Here is a 19,118-nt window from a genome sequence, read left to right as displayed (position 1 = left end):
AATATACTACTTTTTTGAAAATAAAGAAATTATCAGACAAACAAAGCTTTCAATTCAGTAGCATCGTGAGGGTTCATTTTCCCGGCGAGTACTAAACTCAGTTGTTTTCTGCGTAAAGCGGCGTCGTACCTCAATTTTTCCTCATCGGTTTGTGGTTCAATTTGCGGAACCGGAACTGGATTCCCCATTTCGTTTACGGCAACAAAAGTATAAATCGCCTCATTGGCTTTTGATCTTACTCCGGATTCGCGGTCTTCAATCCATACATCCAAAAAGATTTCCATAGAGGAAGTAAAAGCACGTGATACTTTGGCTTCTACCGTTACGACACTTCCAAGAGGAATGGCACGATTAAAAGCAACGTGGTTTACAGAAGCAGTAACAGTAATTCTGCGCGAATGTCTTCGGGCGGCAATACTTGCGGCTCTGTCCATTCTGGCTAATAATTCGCCACCAAAAAGATTATTCAAGGGATTTGTTTCGCTTGGTAAAACCAAATCGGTTAAAATGGTCAGCGATTCAGAGGGAAATTTTGGGCTCATACTTTTTTTGGCAAAGGTAATGACAGTAACTAAAAAATCCCTTCTCGTTAACAAAAAAACAAGAAGGGACTATTTTTATAATGCTTCAATTAAAAGCCAAGCATCTTTGTTGTCCAGTTTCTGAATATCTTTCATAGCTTGGTGTGCTTCTTTATAAGAGGAATAGCTTCCGTAGAGTACAGGAAACAATCCGTGTTTGTTTGGCGCCAATCGTTTGGCCTTTTGAAAGCCTAATTTTAGTAGTCTTTGGTATTGCTCTTCTGCGTTGCTTTCAATCCTAAAGGCTCCGGCTACTACACAATAAGGTAGTTTTTCGGCGGGAACGGTAAGGGTTACTGACGGTAACGGATTGGAGATATAGAAAGTAGCTTCTTGAATTTTTTGATTTACTTTTTTCTGAACATTGGTTTGTACCAAAAGGGTTTCTTCGGCAATTTTCTTTTCGTAGAATTTATAGCCTACAGTTCCGGCAATTCCTGCGGTCAACAAGAAAACAGCAGCGTATTTCAAAACGGAATAATTTCGTCTTTTTTCAGGCGTAAAAATAATTGGTGCTTGTTCTTCCAATTCTTCAATCTGCTCTTTATAAACTTCACGTTTTACGGCTGGAGAGACAAAGGAACTCAACCCAAAAGATTCTTTGAGATAATTGATTTGATCCACAGGAACAAAAACAATGCTTCTTTCAGAGTTCAATGAAAAATCGCCAATGTTTTTAATAGAAAAATTACCGAATTCCTGAATTTTTGTTTTCCAAAGCGACACTTCAGTCTGAATGGCATTCACAGCAACTTCATAAGATATTTTTTCCGATTCTGCCAAGTGATTTGCCAGTAAACCATCGTTATTTTTAATAAACGGATTAAACGAAATCATCTTTTTTGGCGGGTAAAAAGAATGCGCGTTTTCATCCAATTGCGCCGACTGGAATTCTGTTAAAAACGCACCAAATCCTGGTACGGTAACACATTGATATCGGTATAATAACTGGGAAATGTATTGCTCAATCTTCATGCGAACAAATTTAGAGAAACAATAGCACTATCAAAAAATTATTCACAAAATTTATTAACAATCAGCAGAAAAAATTAGTATTTTGCGTAGTAAATTACTTACCATGAATTCAACTGAGCTTCTCCATATTTTAGCCCTTTTAAAGATAGAAGGCGTAGGCGACATTGTCGCTAAAAAATTGATAAACCATTGCGGTTCAGCAGAAAATGTATTTAAAACTACAAGTAAAACGCTAAAAACGATAGATGGAATTGGCGATTCTTTGGTGAAAAAGCTTAAAGATAAAACGGTTTTCGATAAAGCCGAACGGGAATTGGAGTTTATTGAAAAGGAGAAAATCAATTGTTTGTTTTATAAAAATGAGCAGTATCCAGAACGATTAAAGCACTGTATTGACGGACCTATTGTACTCTTCGCATCGGGAAATTTTAATTTTGAAAATCGAAAGATGATTAGCATAGTGGGTACAAGAGAAATCACTTCTTACGGAACTGCGTTTTGTAAAAAACTAATAGAAGATTTGGCCGTTTTCAATCCGATAATCGTCAGTGGTTTTGCGTACGGTGTTGATATAGTAGCGCATCAAGCCGCAATAGATAACAAACTGCAAACGATTGGTGTTTTGGCACATGGATTGAATCAGATTTATCCCAAAACCCACAAGAAGTACATTGCTAAAATGGAGGAAAATGGGGGTTTTCTAACCGAATTTTGGAGTAATTCCAATCCTGAAAAAGAGAATTTTGTACGTCGGAATAGAATAGTAGCCGGAATGAGCGAAGCCACAATTGTGATCGAAAGTGCTGAAAAAGGAGGTTCCTTGATCACGGCCACGATGGCCAATGATTACAACAGAGATGTTTTTGCCGTACCGGGAAGAACCACGGATAAATTCAGTCAAGGCTGCAATACTTTGATTAAAACGCAAAATGCAAATGTAATGACATCAGCTGCCGATTTGGTGTATGTACTTGGTTGGGAACTCGGAATCAAAGAAGTCAAACCCGTTCAAAAGCAGTTGTTCGTCGAATTGGATGCCGATGAGCAAAAAGTTTACGATTATCTTCTTAAAAATGGAAAGCAACTTTTGGACATTATAGCTCTCGAATGTGAATTTCCAATTTTTAGGATTTCGACCTTACTTTTGAACATGGAATTGAAAGGCGTAATTAGACCGTTGCCCGGAAAATTATTTGAAGCCGTTTAAATTCAAAAGAATCTACTACATTTGTTTTTATAGCTACACTTTAAGAAGATGAATAGTATTGCCTTATTAGAATTGATTGCGCTTGACAAATCAAAGATTGGAAATTTCTCCAAAGAAGAATACACACAAATTAAAAAAGAATTAGTGGCTCAAAAAGAGACACATCCGGAAATTGAAGATTCCGATATTACACAGCTTCTAAAAATCCTTAAAACACATTCAGAGGCATTTCAAGTGATTCTAAACAATAGAATTCTATTTAATTTTTTTGCCAAAAAAGAGTATCCTAGATCCTATTTTATCAATGAAATTCCAGCTGTTGAGACAGAGAAGGTGAAAGCATTTGTCCAAAATTTCTTTACCGAAGAATTGAACACGTTTTTTATACAAAATTTCGAGACCAATAAATTCGAGGAACTGGAGCTCTTGGTAGAATCCAAAGACTATTTCCCAGACCATTTAATTTTCACTTTACGACAACATGTTTTAGACAAATTAGATGATGCAATCACTGCTTTAAAACCACCTTATGGAAATTTATCTAGGGTTCTTTACATCAAAAATAGCTCCTTTTTCACTTTTTTAAGCAGTATTAAAAATGAAGAGATAGAGCAAAAAGTAAAGCAATTATTAGAGACCGTCACGGCAATATACAAAATGGATTATAGTTCAGAATTGGCTAACAGAACCTTTGCTGCCATGAATAACTATGTCGCTTTTGATTCCGATTTTACACAAAAAATCAAGAGCAACAAAAACATTTCCGATGCTAATTTTGGTACCCATATTCCGAAAAGGCGAAACCTGACTTGGGTATATATTGTAGTGGGACTTTTCGTTTTTATAAGAGTAGTGGTTTTTTTCAGCACTAATAATTTTAATAATTTCGAAACCAATGATGATGTGGTTTATGAGGACGAAATCGAATATACACCTGAACCGCGACAACTGGATAGATATTACACCAACATGAAATTTAATATAGACAGTTTTATGGTTTTCTTGGCGGAATATAAAGCGTCAGATATTAAACAAATGACGCAAGATGTATCGCTGAAAACTGGTGAAAATCCGTTTGAAACTTTTTATGAGAATCCGCCAACGGGAGACAGTAATCACTTTATTACGGTAACTAATAAAACTAAATACGATATGGTTTTGCTAGAGAATACGGTAATGTATGATTCTATAAAAATGCCGAGAAGCGCCCATTATGTTAAAGCTGGAGAGCATCTGGAAATTAACTTCAACAGTGATTACAGCCAAACCATTTTCAATATTTACTTAGGGAAAAAATGGGCTACTTTTCAAACCAAAAGCAATCATCTTTTTATTAGAAATCATTCCATTGTTGAATATCGATTCAGCGAATTAGTTCCGTCTGCCAAAGAAATTCTCCACACGGATTACGGATTCCTAAACGATGCTGTTATCTTTTATTCTAATGATGGTTTGGATATTGAGTCGCCTGGCGCTACTATAAATCCTTTAAGTCAAAACAGAGAATAATTTACTCAAAACCCAGCTTAATCCTAACTTTCTGCAAGACGCCATCCGCTACTTTTCCGGCTTTTAAAGCCCCTTGTTGGAGCAATGCATCCACTTCTGAAAGATTGCTCATGTAGTAATTGTATTTTTCTCTTTCCGTTTTGAAGTTGGTAATGATTAACTCAAACAATTCCTGTTTGGCATGACCATAACCAAAATCGCGGTTGAGATTAGCATATTTCGTTCTCATTTGGGCAATTTGTTCGCTATTTGCTAATAATTTATAGAGTCCAAATATTTTACAAGTATCCGGATTTTTAGGTTCTTCCAATGGAGTGCTATCGGTTTCAATGGTCATGATTTGCTTACGCAAAGCTTTATCATCTAAAAAAATGTTGATTATATTGCCACGCGATTTGCTCATTTTTTGACCATCTGTTCCAGGGATATACATAGTTTCTTCCTGAACTTTAGCTTCCGGAATCACAAAAGTTTCTCCCATTTGATGGTTAAAACGAGAAGCAACATCACGGGTAATTTCGATGTGTTGCAATTGGTCTTTTCCAACAGGAACAAAATTAGCGTCATATAATAAAATATCAGCTGCCATCAACATCGGATACGAAAACAAGCCCGCATTTACATCTTCTAATCTATCTGCTTTATCCTTGAAAGAATGTGCTAAAGTCAATCGTTGAAACGGGAAAAAGCAACTTAAGTACCAAGATAATTCAGCCGTTTGAGGCACATCACTCTGACGGTAAAAAATTACTTTTTTAATATCCAATCCGCAAGCTAACCAAACAGCAGCAGTGCTATACGTATTTTGACGAAGTTCTTCTCCGTTTTTTATTTGTGTAACAGAATGTAAATCAGCTATAAACAAAAACGATTCGTTTGCAGGATTTTTTGACAGTTCAATAGCTGGAATAATAGCCCCTAATAAGTTTCCCAAATGAGGTGTTCCTGTGCTCTGAATTCCGGTTAGTATTTTTGACATCTTCAATTTTTTTCTAGCCGCAAAGTTAAACCTTTGTATTAAAAATTGCACACCTTTCAGTATATTTGACAACATGAGAGCATTGAAAATTGTATTTTGGACACTTTATCGTATTTGGTTTTACATTTTGATGGCGATTCCGATATTGGTCATGTTTCCCTTCCTTTTTATTTCGATTCTTTCCGAAAAATGGTATCCCTATTTTTTTGTGATGGCTCGAATTTGGGCAAAAGTGATCCTTTTTGGCATGGGTTTTTCTACGAAAGTGGAAAGTGAGCAGGAAATCATAGAAGGCAAAAGCTATATGTTTGTTGCCAATCATACTTCGATGACCGACATTATGCTGATGCTTTCAGTAGTTAAAAATCCGTTTGTTTTTGTAGGTAAAAAAGAATTGGCCAAGATTCCGCTTTTCGGATTTTTCTACAAACGCACTTGTATTTTGGTGGATCGAAAAAGTTCTAAAAGCAGAATGGCCGTTTTTGAAAGCGCACAGCAACGTTTGAATCAGGGTTTAAGTATTTGTATTTTTCCTGAAGGCGGTGTTCCTGACGACGAATCCGTAATGCTAGATGAGTTTAAAGACGGTGCTTTCCGATTAGCCATAGAGCATCATATTCCGATAGTTCCACTAACTTTTGCAGACAACAAAAAACGTTTTTCATACACATTTTTCAGTGGAAGTCCGGGAGAAATGCGTGTTAAAATCCATCGTTTTTTTGATACAGAAAATGTCACTCCAGAGTACAAAAAAACCTTAAAAGAATCCGTTCGTCAAGTTATTTTAAAGCAGCTTCACGCTTTTGAAAAATAAAAAAGAGTCCCAAAATTTGGAACTCTTTTCCAGTTATTACTCGAAAATAATAACATCACTTAACTAATTTTAAACAAGTAACAAACTAAAATTTATAACTAATACCGCTGTAAATTCCAAACAGATAGGGCTTGAAACTACCAGCATTTCCATTAAAAGTATTTACTTGATATTTTACGGTAGGATCAACATTAAACTCAAAAGATTTCAGGAAACTATATCGGAAACCTAACCCGAAATTGGTACTGAAATGAACATCATTTAAATTATTGGCTTTACCTAAGGCAGTATCTCTGTTTTCGGAAATAATGGAAATACTATTTTCTTGAAGGAAAAGCGTACTGAAACCGCCAATAATTTTGATCCCAAATTTTTTATCCAAAACATTGTAGGTCATTTCAACAGGCATTTCGAGATAGCCCATTTCTTGTTTCAAAGAGCCGACACTTTTGTTTACGAACGTAGTTTCAAAAGGCAACAATTCAATTTCTGAAGACGGAGTTGTATTGGCAGCACTATTACTCTCAACATGTATCATGGCACTTGCGGCATTGTGTTGAACACCTGATAATGTTTTCGCTTGCATTCCCCTAAAAAAGGAAATGTCGTTAGTGTCATAACTCAAATTGACCTTGTTCAATCCTGTCCGAATGGAGAATTTGTTGTTTACAGCATAGCTTACACCAATACCAAAACCAACATTCGTGTTATACGATTTTGAGTTTTTGGATAGTGTAGAATCAATTGGCGAACCGTTTGAAACAGAACCTAAAAAAACAGGCGCAACATTTGAGGCTAGCTGCCACCTGCTTCTCTTAGATTCCTTTTTCAATTTGCTTTCTTTTTCATTTAGCAATTCTTCCAATTCATTAGTCGCGACACTGGTTATAGCAGTAGCAGTATCGTTTGCTTTTGGGGCTACTTCTTTCGTTGCAATGTTTGAAGTAGTAGTCCCTTTTAAGTCATCAAAATTGATGGCTTTCTTATCAATAGATGGTAATGTTTCTTTATTGGTTTTCTCTTGAGAATCGTTTTGAACTATATCATTTTTAGCTGTAGATTGACTGTTTTTGTTCTGATTTTCTGCAGTTAAATTATTTGTTTTTTCTAATGTAGCTTCAGTGAGTGGAGTTTGGTTCTGGTCAGTACTGCCACTATTTTTCAAGGAACGTTTACGTGTCGGCTTTCTGTCAGCCACACCTGATATAGAAGCATTGTGAGTCTTTTGAGTTTTTTGATTTTTTCCAGAGGCAGTATTGATTTTTGTTTCTTTTGGATTGATCACAACCGCATCTTCATTATTGTTAAAGCGATTTTTTCTAGGTGTGTCATCGGCTGAATTTTGATTTGATTTAGTGGAATTGCTTTTATCTACAACCGCATCTTCAGTTGTAACACCACTGTTTATTTTCAAATCTTTTTTGTTGATGTCGTCAGTTTTTGACTTTTCTGCTGGATTTGAATTGCTTTCCTTTACAATTGGATTTACTGGAGTGACGTTGTCATCATAAATCGATTTTGACACTAAGAATCCAATTAAAAACACAGCAGCAACGCCAGATAACTTCCACCAAAACGGAATTACTCTTCTTTTCTTTTTTTCATCGAGTTGTGCTTCAATATTTACCCAAACTTCTTCCGAAGGAATTTCTTCGAAGTCTTTGAATTTTTCTTGAAACAGTCGATCTATGTTTTTTCTTTCACTCATTTTGCAGAAGGAACTATTTTGTTTTCTTCATTTCGATATTGTTCTATTTTTTCTTTTAAAATCATTCGTGCCCGCGATAAATTGGATTTAGACGTTCCGATATTTATCGAAAGCATTTCAGCAATTTCAGCATGCGAATAATCATCAATGACATACAGGTTGAAAACTAATCGATATCTATCGGGTAATTCCTGAATTAATTTCAGCAAATAATCAAGAGAAATATCTTCATCATCAATTTCAATTTCGGCTTCATCAGAAACATTTTCATTAACTAAGCTCAAAAAAGTTTGTGTCCTATACTGTTGCAGCACATGATTAATCATCACTCGTTTCAGCCAACCCTCAAAAGAACCTTTAAACGAATACAGTCCAATTTTGTTAAAAATCAATAAAAACCCATCTTGTAAATTGTCTTGTGCCTCAGTATAATTGCGCGAATATTTTAAGCATACAGCAAACAGTTTTGACGAGTATAATCGGTATAACTGTTCTTGTGCTTTTCTATCGTTGTTTTGGCAATCATTTATGAGTTGTTTTAAATCCAATTTTCAATAATTGATTTATTAAAATTAATCTAACACAGGCACTTCATATTCTAAAAATATATTTTCTCCGCTTTCATTTTTACCTTGATAAAACTTAAAAATATAGGAACCATTGCTCGTTACATAAAAATTAAAAGTGTACTCGGCAACGGCATCAGCGCCACTCAAATCAAAACAATTGTCGCTTTGTTCTACGGCACTTTCTACAGCAATAGTTCTTACGTTTAAATCTTTGTCATAATACAGGCTATTGAAATAATAACAAGTAGTTGGCTTTGTATAGCGAACGGTAATTGGATAGGTTTCGCCCAAAGTAAATTCTGTTGGAATATCAACACTTTCTATCGGTGTGAGTTCAAGATGATATTGAATGCCCTCGTCTGGTGAACAGGCGTTAAATAAAAAAAGAAGTACTAAAAGTGAGGCTATTTTTTTCATAATAATAATCGATTTGTTGCTATGATGTTTGTTTATAAAAAGGGTTGCGTTAAGGTAATAAAAAAACCCGAAAAAAATTTCGGGTTTATATTTTTAGGCGTTGTTCTCTTTGATGAGGTCTTTTATTTTTTGTTCCAATTCGTCGGCCAATTCTGGATTGTCTTTTATCAGGACTTTCACAGCATCTCTTCCTTGTCCCAATTTTGTGTCGCCATAACTGAACCAAGAGCCTGCTTTCTTGATGATTTCAAATTCAACAGCTAAGTCAAGAATTTCACCAGTTTTGGAAACACCTTCGCCATACATGATGTCAAATTCTGCTGTTTTAAAAGGCGGCGCAACTTTGTTTTTTACCACTTTAACTTTAGTTCTATTTCCAATAACATTCTCGCCATCTTTAATTTGTGATGAACGGCGAATGTCTAAACGCACCGAAGCATAAAACTTCAAGGCATTTCCACCGGTTGTTGTTTCCGGGTTACCAAACATTACTCCAATTTTCTCTCTTAACTGATTGATGAAGAATACTGTACAATGTGTCTTACTAATGGTTCCGGTTAATTTTCTCAAGGCTTGTGACATTAAACGGGCATGTAATCCCATTTTAGAATCACCCATTTCTCCTTCAATTTCACTTTTCGGAGTCAAGGCTGCAACCGAGTCAATAACTACAATATCAATGGCACCAGATCGGATTAAGTTTTCGGCTATTTCTAAGGCTTGTTCACCATTGTCCGGTTGCGAAATGATCAGATTTTCAATATCAACACCTAACTTCTCAGCATAATTTCTGTCAAAAGCATGCTCAGCATCGATAAACGCTGCAATTCCACCCGCCTTTTGGGCTTCAGCAATTGCGTGTAATGTCAGGGTTGTTTTACCCGACGATTCCGGGCCATATATTTCGATAACTCTTCCTCTTGGATATCCATTTACACCTAAAGCTAAGTCTAAACCAAGCGAGCCAGAAGCAATTACTTCTACTTCTTCTACAGCTTTATCCCCCATTTTCATTACGGTTCCTTTTCCGTAAGCTTTGTCTAATTTATCTAGCGTTAATTGTAATGCTTTTAATTTCGCTTCTTTTTCTGAACTCATTTTTTATAAATTTTGTGGCATAAAAATAATGCTTTTTTTGATGTCATAGGATACAAATTAGAGGAGTTTTGAACAAATTATTTCAGCCCTATCAATAAGACTAAAGGTAGAAGGATTAGAAAATAAAATGGTATACAAAAAGTATACATTTTCTTTGGATTAAAAAAGGATATTTAACGTTGATTTGTATTCCAAAACTCTATTTTTCGTTATTTTTGTAGTCTATTTTTATTTTATGGAAAAGCTTATTTCGTATCCAATTTCGGTGGTTTTTTATCTTTGTTTTGGATTGTGTTTGGTTGTTTTTCATCCTATTCAATGGGTTTGTTTCAATATTTTTGGTTATCAGGCTCACAAAAAGAGTGTAGATTATCTGAATTTTTGCTTGACGCTCTGCACCCGAATTTTAGGTACAACCTATACCTTTGAAAACCGAGATACCATTCCGAAAAATGTCCCGATAATTTTTGTGGCCAATCACCAAAGCATGTATGATATTATTGGTATCATTTGGTATTTACGTCGTTTTCATGCCAAATTTGTCAGCAAAAAAGAATTGGGCAAAGGCATTCCAAGTGTTTCGTATAATCTCCGTCATGGAGGCTCTGTTTTAATTGATCGGAAAGACCCAAAACAAGCCATTCCCTTGATTAAAGGATTGTCTGATTATATTGAAAAGCACCAACGTTCAGCCGTTATTTTCCCGGAAGGCACAAGAAGTAAAGACGGTAAGCCCAAAGAATTTGCCCAAAGCGGACTAAAAATCTTATGTAAAAACGCACCGTCAGCATTTGTTGTACCCATTACTATTAATAATTCGTGGAAAATGGTTAAATTTGGTGCCTTCCCTATGGGTTTGGGAAATCGTTTACAGTTTATCATTCACGAAGCTATTCCGGTTAACGGATTTTCATTTGAAGAAATAATGGACAAAACAGAAAGATCAGTAACCCAATCTATTAAAATTTAATTTCGATACCATGTCTATAAAAAATGTCCGTCTGGAAGTAATGCAGTTTCTGGAGAACAAAGTCGAGGGGTTTATTGATGAGTTTTTGATTCCGGTTGAAAAAATTTGGCAGCCATCAGACCTTATTCCAGATGCTCAAAGCGATACATTCTTTGAAGAGGTTAAAGAATTACAAGAAATCGCCAAAGACTTGCCTTATGATTTTTGGGTAGCTATGGTTGGTGACACGATTACCGAAGAAGCACTTCCAACATACGAATCTTGGTTAATGGAAGTGGAAGGAATTGATAACGAAGGGAGAAATGCCTGGTCAAAGTGGGTTCGTCATTGGACAGGTGAAGAAAACCGTCATGGAGATTTGCTCAACAAATACCTTTATTTATCAGGAAGAGTAAATATGCGTGAAGTTGAAATCACAACACAGCATTTAATCAATGATGGTTTCGATATCGGAACAGGAAAAGATCCCTACAAGAACTTCGTTTACACTAGTTTTCAGGAATTGGCAACCTATGTTTCTCACAATAGAGTCTCTCAGATTGCTAAAGATTATGGCGATAAAAAATTATCAAAAGCCTGCAAATTAATTGCCGGTGATGAAATGCGTCATCATACCGCATATAGCGAATTTGTAACACAAATCTTCAAAGTAGATCCTTCAGAAATGATGTTGGCGTTTCAATATATGATGAAGCAAAAAATTACGATGCCTGCACATTTCCTAAGAGAATCAGGTGAAAAAATCGGTAAAGCTTTCGAAGAGTTTTCTAATTCAGCTCAAAAGCTTGGTGTTTATACGGCGAATGACTATGTGGAAATTCTTCAAAAACTGATTGATAAATGGGAAATTGATAAGATGTCTAGTCTTACCGACGAAGCCGAAAAAGCGAGAGATTATCTAATGAAATTACCGGCACGTATGGCAAAAGTCTCAGAACGATTAATTTTGCCCGATGAGAATTATGTATTTAAATGGGTGCAACCGGCTTTAATTAAATAATTCAGAGTACACTATATACAAATTAAAAATAGATGTTGTCTTGTTCCTTTCAAGACAACATTTTTAGTTAAAAAACATGAATCCCACTCCATTAATACAGACCACAATTGCCTTTGTAAAAGAAAAACTAGCCGATGCCGAAGGCGGACACGATTGGTTTCACATAGAACGAGTATACAAAAATGCCCTTCTAATTGCCAAAGATGAAGATTGTGATATAACAGTTGTTCAGCTTGGCGCTTTGCTTCACGATATTGCCGATAGTAAGTTTCACGATGGCGATGAAACCGTTGGACCCAAAACTGCTCGTGCTTTTTTAGAAAGGGAACATGTTTCCGAGCCTACGATTCAGCATGTGATTCATATTATTGAAAACATCTCGTTTAAAGGCGGTAATTTTCAAAAGAAATTCCATTCTAAGGAACTCGAAATCGTTCAGGATGCCGACCGATTAGATGCTCTTGGCGCTATCGGAATTGCACGCTGTTTCAATTATGGTGGATTTAAAAACAGAGCCTTATACAATCCTGATATTCCACCAAAACTGGAAATGAGTAAAGAAGAATACAAAAATTCAGCATCTCCGACACTGAACCATTTTTATGAGAAACTATTATTGCTAAAGGATAAAATGAATACACCAACCGGAAAGAAATTAGCCGAAGCACGGCACCACTACATGGAACACTTTCTGGCGCAGTTTTATGCAGAGTGGGATGGAGCCCAATAAAAAAGAGAACCAATTGGTTCTCTTTTTTATTTCCCTTTAAACGTCGCTTTTCTTTTCTCTAAAAACGCGGTCGTCCCTTCCTTGAAATCTTCGGTTCCGAAACATTTACCAAAATTTCTGATTTCTGTTTCAAAACCATTGATACCATCTTTGAAGTTAGCGTTAACCGCTTTTATCGCTCTGCCAATGGCAAACGGAGAGTTTCTCATTATTTTTGTGGCAATGCCTTTGGTAAAGTCCAAAAGCTCGGCCTGAGGGACTACATGATTTACTAATCCGGAACGAAAAGCTTCTTCTGCAGAAATCATTCCGGCGGTCATAATCATTTCCATGGCGCGACCTTTCCCAATTAATTGGGGTAAACGCTGTGTACCACCATAACCCGGAATGACACCCAAAGAAACTTCAGGTAATCCCATTTTGGCATTGTCAGAAGCCACTCTGAAATGACAGGACATCGCCAATTCTAATCCGCCACCCAAAGCAAAACCATTTACGGCAGCGATAACGGGAGTTCTTAGATTCTCTACAAAATCAAACAGCAATTCCTGTCCCTGAGCCGCTAATTGCGCTCCTTCCTCAACCGAATAGTTGGCAAATTCCGAAATGTCGGCTCCGGCAACAAAAGCCTTTTCACCTTCTCCGGTAATAATGATAACGCGTACTTCTTCATTGCTTTCAAGTGATTCAAAGGCATCGTGTAGTTCCTGAATCGTGGCTTTGTTTAGCGCATTTAATTTTGACGGACGATTGATGGTAATTTGTCCGATGTTATTTTCTGTGGTAACAAGAATGTTTTCAAAAGTCATATATTGTTTTTTTTGGCCACTAATGCACGAATAATTTTTAGTAAAAGGTTAGTCGAAATGTTCTTTTAAGAGAGTTTAGTCTAATAAAAGCCCAAAAAAACCTTCGTGAATTCGTGGTAAATGGATACGTTATAATTATTTAACAATTGGAAGTGAAACAATAAAAGTTGATCCTTTCCCAAGTTCTGATTCAAAAGTAATAGTTCCTTTGTAATTTTCGATGATATTTTTGATAATTCCCAAACCTAGTCCCATTCCGCTTGTTTTGGTAGTAAATTTTGGTTCGAAAACGCGTTCTCTATTCTCGGCATTAATGCCGATTCCGTTATCTTTCACAGAGATAATTACATTGTCGCCTTCTTCATTTACCGAAACTAAAATGTGTTTTTCCAGTTGTTCATCGGGAATCGACTGAATGGCATTTTTTACCAAATTGGTGATAATTCGGATCAATTGCGTTCGGTCTATTTTGGAGATGACGTATTGCTTATTACTATCAAAAACGATGAAATCTTCGTTAAAAATATCCAAGGCCAATTCGACAACCTGCACTACGTTTAAAGTTTCATTTTGTTGGGCAGGCATCGAAGCAAAGTTGGAAAATGCTGAAGCTACAGCACTCATAGTATCAATTTGCTGAATCAAGGTTTTCGAATAATCATTCAGTTTTTGTTTGAGTTCCGGGTCATTGGCATCAAATTTTCGTTGGAAGCTCTGCACCGTCAAACGCATAGGTGTCAGCGGATTCTTGATTTCGTGAGCTACTTGTTTCGCCATCTCCCGCCAGGCCTGTTCTCTTTCGCTTTGCGCCAACATAGTAGCACTATCTTCCAGTTTGTCCACCATTTGGTTGTAGGCATTTATTAGTGAGTTGATTTCTCTACTATTCGCCTCAATAACGATTTTTTCGTTCTTTTGATTCAAGCTGGTTTCATTGATTTTGTCTGAAATGGTTTTCAGTGATTTCGTGATATAACTAGACAGAAAATAGGCCAAAGCAAAAGCAATAATCAGCATGAAAGAATACACTTGACTTAAGCGTAGTAAAAACTGTCGCAATTCGGTTTCATAAAATCCATCGTCTTCTACATAGGGAATGTTCAAGATTCCCAATGGCTTAAATTTATCATCCTTAATCTGACTGTAAGAAGAACGGTTCTTGATACCGTTGACACTTTTGATGTCTACATATCTTTTTTCTACGGATGACTGCACAAGTTTGAGCACATAATTCGGAATAGGAGGCGCTACTTTATCCACGGAAAAGGAAGCTTTAGACGATTTTAACAATTTTCCGTTTAGTCCGTATATATTGATTTCGAGATTATGAATGTCGGCCAGTTCGTGAATTTTGTCTTTAAAAATCAGTGGCAGATTTCTTTCTGTCAACGGATAAGTCGTATTAGAAAGTAAGTAGTTAATATGTTCTTTAATCGCAAATTCCTTTCGATCTAAACGTTCCTGATGGTAATCTTTGGCTTCGTTTTTAAACTGTATAATCGAAATAGAAGCCATCAAAACAGAGGCAATTAATATCAATATAATCATTGATAGGAAAATCCTAATTCGAAGTGACAGCATTGACATTTTGAATCCTTTGAGCATAGTGTTCAGTATTCAGTCACAGTATTCAGTCACAGTATTCAGCAATTTTTCTGTAAACCGAGACTGAGAACTATTTTTTTTCTCGTATTCGTTTATAAAATTTAAAACCGAGCATGATCAGAATAGAAAACAGTACAATTCCGATAACACCGTAAATCCAATTAAAGGCATTTTTTAAAATTACCAAAAAAACTACGGCAAATAAAATAATGGTCGCGCCTTCATTCCACAACCGCATAAAATTGGAGGAATAGTTGAAGACATCATTTTGTAATTCTTTATAAATCAAATGACATTTTATTTGGTAGGCTACCAGTAAAACGACAAATCCTAATTTAACGTGCATCCACGGCATTTGTAACCATGCTGGCATCAATAGCAATAACCAAATGGCAAAAACTACAGCCAAAACCGCACTCGGCCACGTAATGATATACCACAAACGGTAGGTCATTATTTTGTATTGTTGCAACAGGATTTCTCTCTCTGGCGAAGGCTTTTCGTTGGCTTCAATTTGGTATACAAACAACCGAACGATATAAAACAAACCCGCAAACCAAGTGATTACGAAGATGAGGTGCAATGATTTTAGGTAATTGTAGTATTCCATTTTTATTTAATTAGCCACAAATACACGAATATTATTTAAAAGTAAACAATAACACAATTCGTGAATTGGCTGCGAAAAATTATTTTGCCCAGTTTTTAATCCAATTCGCCACTACTCCGCACCATTCTTCTTCATCATTCATACACGGAACAGCCATAAACTCCTCACCACCATGATGCATAAACTGTTCGTTGGCTTCCATCGCGATTTCTTCCAAAGTTTCTAAACAATCAGAAACGAAAGCCGGAGTTACGACCGCTAGTTTTTTAATGCCTTGTTCGGGCATTTTATTGATTTCGACATCGGTATACGGAGTTAACCATTTATCTCCTGCCAGTCGGGATTGAAAAGTTTGACTGTACTTGCCTTCCGGAATCCCCAATAATTTTACTACTTGTTTGGTCGTTTCATAACATTGATGACGATAGCAAAATTCGTGTGCCGGCGACGGTGTGTTGCAACAAGAACCATCAATTTTACAATGTGATTTGGTTACATCGGTTTTGCGAATATGACGTTTTGGGATACCGTGATATGAAAACAATAAATGGTCATATTCAAATCCTTCTAAATGTTTTTTGATGGAATTGGATAATGCCTGAATATAATCGGGTTTGTTGTAAAATGCCGGTACGTTGGTAAAACGCATTTCAGGGAAATACTTTTGACGTAACTCTTCAGCTAAAACAACAATAGTTGTAGTCGAAGCCATAGCGTGTTGAGGATACAAAGGCAAAAGCATTACTTCGGTTACGCCTTTGTCTTTGAGTTCCTGTAATCCTTTTTGAATGGTCATCGTTCCGTAACGCATGGCTAAAGCTACAGGAATAGCTACTTTTGCAGCTACTTTTTGATGCATTTTTTTCGATATTACAATCAAAGGAGAACCTTCACTGGTCCAAATTCTGGCATAAGCTTCTGCCGATTTTTTTGGGCGGGTTTTTAGGATGATACCACGAACTAACAACGCACGCAATAGAAAGGGCACATCGATAACGTATTTATCCATTAAAAATTCATCTAAATAAGGCTTTACATCTTTCGCGGTTGGACTTTCCGGCGAACCTAGGTTGACTAATAATACTCCTTTCATTTTTGCAATTTTATGTTTTAAGTAATTTTTTTATTTGTGATAGATATACGAAATAGTAGTGTTTATGTATTTTGATTTAAGGACATCAGATATTTTTTTGGTGTTGTCGCAAATTTCTTTTTAAAAGCAGCAATAAAATGACTTCCGGTGCTGTATCCAATTTTAAGACCGACTTCGTTGACGTTATACGAACCGCTGTCCAATAATTGTCGCGCATAATCCATTTTGTAATCGAATAAGTACCCATAAACCGTATCGCCATATATCTGCTTGAAACCCATTTTTAGTTTTTTAAGACTTAGGCCCACTTTTTCTGAAAGTTCTTCCAAGCCCGGCGGTTCGGCCATATTGGTAATGATAATTTCCTTGGCTTTCCTAATTTTTAACACATTTTCCTCATCAATCAGAAACGGACATTGTTCCGCATTCGGATCCTCAGAACGGTTGAAATACAAGCTTAGCAATTCGTAACCTTTGCCTTTGTAATAAAGATTTTTTATCTGTGGATTAAGGTTGTAGTGAAATAACTGACTCAACACAATCGCCATCGATGGACTGATGTCGCCTTCATTGTAGTATTTTCGATCCTTATTTTCTTCACTCAAAAAAGGAATGTGATTGGCATCATTAGAAAACAAGCTGTGAAATTTTTGAATAGAGATAATCACCGAAATAACCCAGCAATTGGGACCTAAATCCAAATCCAACGGCAGCTCTTTTTGTGGGTTGTAAAACAACAACGACTTCTCTTCATTCAAATCCAACGCATAATTTCCCTGATTAAAGACAAATTTTGCCTTCCCTTTAATCCCAAAGTGAAATTGAATCAGCCCTTGAGCCACAGGTCTTTTCACATGAAAATTTTCATTTCCATCGTTTTGAAAACGAAAAAGAGTAAAGTCATTTTCAATTGTTATTATTTCTTGAGAACCCATAGCGATATTTTTTCGTATATGTTTTTGAAGTCAGGTGAATTTCTTATTTAGAATAAATCTACATAAGCGATTCTGAAACACTTGATATCATTGCAAATTTATAATAAATAACGCTAAAAAGATAAATAGCGATTAAAATATCACGCAGCGACACAAAAAGTCCCTACAGCGTTATTTTTATAAAGTAGTTAGTAATAGTTTTGTTGAACTTTTTAAGGAAAGTGTATCTATGGAAAATTTTAATATGTCGAAACATACTTCTTTTTACGCCTTAGGGTTGAGTTATAAAAAAGCAGATGCTACCATGCGTGGAAAATTCAGTTTAGACGCGCAAGCCAAATCAACGATACTCATGCAAGCAGAAGCAGAAGGAATCGAATCTTTAATCGTTACTTCAACCTGTAATAGAACAGAGATTTATGGTTTCGCCAATCATCCATACCAATTAATAAAGTTACTTTGCGAAAACAGTCAGGGAACTGTAGAAGAATTTCAAGAAGTGGCTTACATTTATAAAAATCAGGAAGCTATCAATCATATGTTCCGTGTAGGAACAGGTTTAGACAGTCAGATTTTAGGGGATTTTGAAATCATCAGCCAAATAAAATCAGCCTTTGTAGAAAGCAAATCCAACGGCTTGGTCAATGCTTTTTTAGAAAGATTGGTCAACTCGGTTATTCAGGCCAGTAAAAAAATCAAAACAGATACAAACATTTCTACAGGTGCTACATCGGTTTCCTTTGCTTCTGTGCAATACATTATCAAAAATGTAAAAGACATTGCCCATAAAAACATATTGCTTTTCGGAACCGGAAAAATAGGTAGAAACACTTGCGAAAATCTGGTGAAGCATACCAAACACGATCATATTACGTTAATCAACAGAACCAAAGATAAAGCCGAGAGACTAGCCAGAAAGCTAGACGTAATTGTAAAAGATTATGCCGATTTGCAACTGGAACTACAAAAAGCGGACATTGTCGTAGTAGCAACAGGTGCTCAAAATCCAACGGTGGACAAAGCCATACTGAATCTGAAAAAACCGTTGTTGATTTTAGATTTATCAATTCCGAAAAACGTTCATGAAAATGTAACCGATGTTGAAGGCGTTACCTTAATTCACTTAGATCACCTTTCTCAGATTACAGATGAAACGTTAGAAAACCGAAAACTACACATTCCAGCTGCCGAAGCCATTATTGAAGAAATTGTAGCCGACTTTATGGAATGGACCAAAAACAGAAAATTTGCGCCAACCATTCAGGCTTTGAAAGAAAAACTAAACTCCATCAAAGAAGGCGAATTGAATGTGCAACGCAAAAAGTTAGCCAACTTCGACGAAGAACAAGCGGAATTAATCAGCAACAGAATTATCCAAAAAATTACGAATCATTTTGTAAACCATCTAAAAGATGGCGATTCTATTGATGAAGGAATCGAATGGATCGAAAAAGTATTCCAATTAGAACAAGAAAAATCATTCTTTTCATAATTGATTACTGTAAAATA

Annotated in this window: 19 protein-coding genes; 7 read left to right on the top strand and 12 right to left on the bottom strand. The window is 36.1% G+C overall.

Features of this window, described 5'->3' with window-relative positions; genetic code table 11:
• Window positions 1-32: 32 nt before the first annotated feature.
• Together ACULEU_RS14815 and ACULEU_RS14810 are read right to left on the bottom strand one after the other, a co-directional pair.
• Window positions 33-542: an acyl-CoA thioesterase gene (locus tag ACULEU_RS14815; RefSeq protein ID WP_445453346.1), complete on the bottom strand. Its 510-nt coding sequence runs from the start codon at window positions 540-542 to the stop codon at window positions 33-35.
• Window positions 543-617: 75 nt separating this feature from the next.
• Entirely contained in the window at window positions 618-1,556 is a 939-nt protein-coding gene (locus ACULEU_RS14810) for an HU domain-containing protein (RefSeq protein WP_445453345.1), read from the bottom strand.
• 103 nt (window positions 1,557-1,659) lie between these two features.
• Between ACULEU_RS14810 and dprA the strand changes: the two genes are divergently transcribed.
• Together dprA and ACULEU_RS14800 are read left to right on the top strand one after the other, a co-directional pair.
• Window positions 1,660-2,763, top strand: coding sequence for a DNA-processing protein DprA (dprA, locus tag ACULEU_RS14805; RefSeq protein WP_445453344.1), 1,104 nt, complete (start codon window positions 1,660-1,662; stop codon window positions 2,761-2,763).
• Window positions 2,764-2,811: 48 nt separating this feature from the next.
• Window positions 2,812-4,272, top strand: coding sequence for a hypothetical protein (locus ACULEU_RS14800; protein ID WP_445453343.1), 1,461 nt, complete (start codon window positions 2,812-2,814; stop codon window positions 4,270-4,272).
• Between the two features lies 1 nt (window position 4,273).
• Here ACULEU_RS14800 and trpS read toward each other — a convergent pair whose 3' ends face one another.
• Window positions 4,274-5,251: a tryptophan--tRNA ligase gene (gene trpS, locus ACULEU_RS14795; RefSeq protein WP_445453342.1), complete on the bottom strand. Its 978-nt coding sequence runs from the start codon at window positions 5,249-5,251 to the stop codon at window positions 4,274-4,276.
• Window positions 5,252-5,324: 73 nt separating this feature from the next.
• On the opposite strand from trpS, the gene ACULEU_RS14790 reads away from it, so the two are divergent.
• A complete protein-coding gene (locus ACULEU_RS14790) occupies window positions 5,325-6,065 on the top strand; it encodes a lysophospholipid acyltransferase family protein (protein ID WP_445453341.1) in 741 nt (246 codons plus the stop codon).
• Between the two features lie 85 nt (window positions 6,066-6,150).
• Here ACULEU_RS14790 and ACULEU_RS14785 read toward each other — a convergent pair whose 3' ends face one another.
• The 4 genes from ACULEU_RS14785 to recA all read right to left on the bottom strand — a co-directional run bounded on the left by ACULEU_RS14785 (window position 6,151) and on the right by recA (window position 9,857).
• Complete coding sequence (locus ACULEU_RS14785; RefSeq protein WP_445453340.1) at window positions 6,151-7,773, bottom strand: hypothetical protein; 1,623 nt, start codon at window positions 7,771-7,773, stop codon at window positions 6,151-6,153.
• Window positions 7,770-8,321 carry an RNA polymerase sigma factor gene (locus ACULEU_RS14780; RefSeq protein WP_445453339.1) on the bottom strand — a complete coding sequence of 184 codons (552 nt, stop codon included), beginning with the start codon at window positions 8,319-8,321 and terminating at the stop codon, window positions 7,770-7,772. The genes ACULEU_RS14785 and ACULEU_RS14780 overlap by 4 nt, the downstream gene beginning before the upstream one ends.
• Window positions 8,322-8,345: 24 nt before the next feature.
• Window positions 8,346-8,759 (bottom strand): hypothetical protein, encoded by a 414-nt coding sequence (locus ACULEU_RS14775; RefSeq protein WP_445453338.1) that lies wholly within the window; start codon window positions 8,757-8,759, stop codon window positions 8,346-8,348.
• 93 nt (window positions 8,760-8,852) lie between these two features.
• Window positions 8,853-9,857, bottom strand: a complete 1,005-nt coding sequence (recA, locus tag ACULEU_RS14770; RefSeq protein WP_445453337.1) for a recombinase RecA — start codon at window positions 9,855-9,857, stop codon at window positions 8,853-8,855.
• A 235-nt stretch (window positions 9,858-10,092) separates the two neighbouring features.
• Between recA and ACULEU_RS14765 the strand changes: the two genes are divergently transcribed.
• From ACULEU_RS14765 to ACULEU_RS14755, 3 genes are all read left to right on the top strand, one after another.
• Entirely contained in the window at window positions 10,093-10,827 is a 735-nt protein-coding gene (locus tag ACULEU_RS14765; protein WP_445453336.1) for a lysophospholipid acyltransferase family protein, read from the top strand.
• Between the two features lie 10 nt (window positions 10,828-10,837).
• Window positions 10,838-11,827, top strand: a complete 990-nt coding sequence (locus ACULEU_RS14760) for an acyl-ACP desaturase (RefSeq protein WP_445453335.1) — start codon at window positions 10,838-10,840, stop codon at window positions 11,825-11,827.
• Window positions 11,828-11,903: 76 nt separating this feature from the next.
• Window positions 11,904-12,557 carry an HD domain-containing protein gene (locus ACULEU_RS14755; protein WP_445453334.1) on the top strand — a complete coding sequence of 218 codons (654 nt, stop codon included), beginning with the start codon at window positions 11,904-11,906 and terminating at the stop codon, window positions 12,555-12,557.
• A 26-nt stretch (window positions 12,558-12,583) separates the two neighbouring features.
• Here ACULEU_RS14755 and ACULEU_RS14750 read toward each other — a convergent pair whose 3' ends face one another.
• From ACULEU_RS14750 to ACULEU_RS14730, 5 genes are all read right to left on the bottom strand, one after another.
• On the bottom strand, window positions 12,584-13,366 hold the full coding sequence (locus ACULEU_RS14750) for an enoyl-CoA hydratase/isomerase family protein (protein ID WP_445453333.1): 783 nt from the start codon (window positions 13,364-13,366) through the stop codon (window positions 12,584-12,586).
• Window positions 13,367-13,501: 135 nt separating this feature from the next.
• Complete coding sequence (locus ACULEU_RS14745; protein WP_445453332.1) at window positions 13,502-14,914, bottom strand: sensor histidine kinase; 1,413 nt, start codon at window positions 14,912-14,914, stop codon at window positions 13,502-13,504.
• A gap of 127 nt (window positions 14,915-15,041) precedes the next feature.
• Entirely contained in the window at window positions 15,042-15,581 is a 540-nt protein-coding gene (locus ACULEU_RS14740) for a CopD family protein (RefSeq protein ID WP_445453331.1), read from the bottom strand.
• Between the two features lie 79 nt (window positions 15,582-15,660).
• Window positions 15,661-16,674, bottom strand: coding sequence for a ferrochelatase (gene hemH / locus ACULEU_RS14735; RefSeq protein WP_445453330.1), 1,014 nt, complete (start codon window positions 16,672-16,674; stop codon window positions 15,661-15,663).
• A gap of 62 nt (window positions 16,675-16,736) precedes the next feature.
• Window positions 16,737-17,609 carry a helix-turn-helix domain-containing protein gene (locus ACULEU_RS14730; protein ID WP_445453329.1) on the bottom strand — a complete coding sequence of 291 codons (873 nt, stop codon included), beginning with the start codon at window positions 17,607-17,609 and terminating at the stop codon, window positions 16,737-16,739.
• A 229-nt stretch (window positions 17,610-17,838) separates the two neighbouring features.
• On the opposite strand from ACULEU_RS14730, the gene hemA reads away from it, so the two are divergent.
• Window positions 17,839-19,101 (top strand): glutamyl-tRNA reductase, encoded by a 1,263-nt coding sequence (hemA, locus tag ACULEU_RS14725; protein ID WP_445453328.1) that lies wholly within the window; start codon window positions 17,839-17,841, stop codon window positions 19,099-19,101.
• Window positions 19,102-19,118 lie beyond the last annotated feature (17 nt).

Source organism: Flavobacterium sp. 25HG05S-40 (genome assembly GCF_052654735.1).
Note: the sequence above shows the minus strand (reverse complement) of the source record. Positions and strands in the feature narration are given on the sequence as shown.

Coding starts and splice junctions, on each gene's coding strand:
- ACULEU_RS14815 (WP_445453346.1), bottom strand. CDS start 542: ATGAGCCCAAAATTTCCCTCTGAATCGCTGACCATTTTAACCGATTTG.
- ACULEU_RS14810 (WP_445453345.1), bottom strand. CDS start 1,556: ATGAAGATTGAGCAATACATTTCCCAGTTATTATACCGATATCAATGT.
- dprA (WP_445453344.1), top strand. CDS start 1,660: ATGAATTCAACTGAGCTTCTCCATATTTTAGCCCTTTTAAAGATAGAA.
- ACULEU_RS14800 (WP_445453343.1), top strand. CDS start 2,812: ATGAATAGTATTGCCTTATTAGAATTGATTGCGCTTGACAAATCAAAG.
- trpS (WP_445453342.1), bottom strand. CDS start 5,251: ATGTCAAAAATACTAACCGGAATTCAGAGCACAGGAACACCTCATTTG.
- ACULEU_RS14790 (WP_445453341.1), top strand. CDS start 5,325: ATGAGAGCATTGAAAATTGTATTTTGGACACTTTATCGTATTTGGTTT.
- ACULEU_RS14785 (WP_445453340.1), bottom strand. CDS start 7,773: ATGAGTGAAAGAAAAAACATAGATCGACTGTTTCAAGAAAAATTCAAA.
- ACULEU_RS14775 (WP_445453338.1), bottom strand. CDS start 8,759: ATGAAAAAAATAGCCTCACTTTTAGTACTTCTTTTTTTATTTAACGCC.
- recA (WP_445453337.1), bottom strand. CDS start 9,857: ATGAGTTCAGAAAAAGAAGCGAAATTAAAAGCATTACAATTAACGCTA.
- ACULEU_RS14765 (WP_445453336.1), top strand. CDS start 10,093: ATGGAAAAGCTTATTTCGTATCCAATTTCGGTGGTTTTTTATCTTTGT.
- ACULEU_RS14760 (WP_445453335.1), top strand. CDS start 10,838: ATGTCTATAAAAAATGTCCGTCTGGAAGTAATGCAGTTTCTGGAGAAC.
- ACULEU_RS14755 (WP_445453334.1), top strand. CDS start 11,904: ATGAATCCCACTCCATTAATACAGACCACAATTGCCTTTGTAAAAGAA.
- ACULEU_RS14750 (WP_445453333.1), bottom strand. CDS start 13,366: ATGACTTTTGAAAACATTCTTGTTACCACAGAAAATAACATCGGACAA.
- ACULEU_RS14745 (WP_445453332.1), bottom strand. CDS start 14,914: ATGATTATATTGATATTAATTGCCTCTGTTTTGATGGCTTCTATTTCG.
- ACULEU_RS14740 (WP_445453331.1), bottom strand. CDS start 15,581: ATGGAATACTACAATTACCTAAAATCATTGCACCTCATCTTCGTAATC.
- hemH (WP_445453330.1), bottom strand. CDS start 16,674: ATGAAAGGAGTATTATTAGTCAACCTAGGTTCGCCGGAAAGTCCAACC.
- ACULEU_RS14730 (WP_445453329.1), bottom strand. CDS start 17,609: ATGGGTTCTCAAGAAATAATAACAATTGAAAATGACTTTACTCTTTTT.
- hemA (WP_445453328.1), top strand. CDS start 17,839: ATGGAAAATTTTAATATGTCGAAACATACTTCTTTTTACGCCTTAGGG.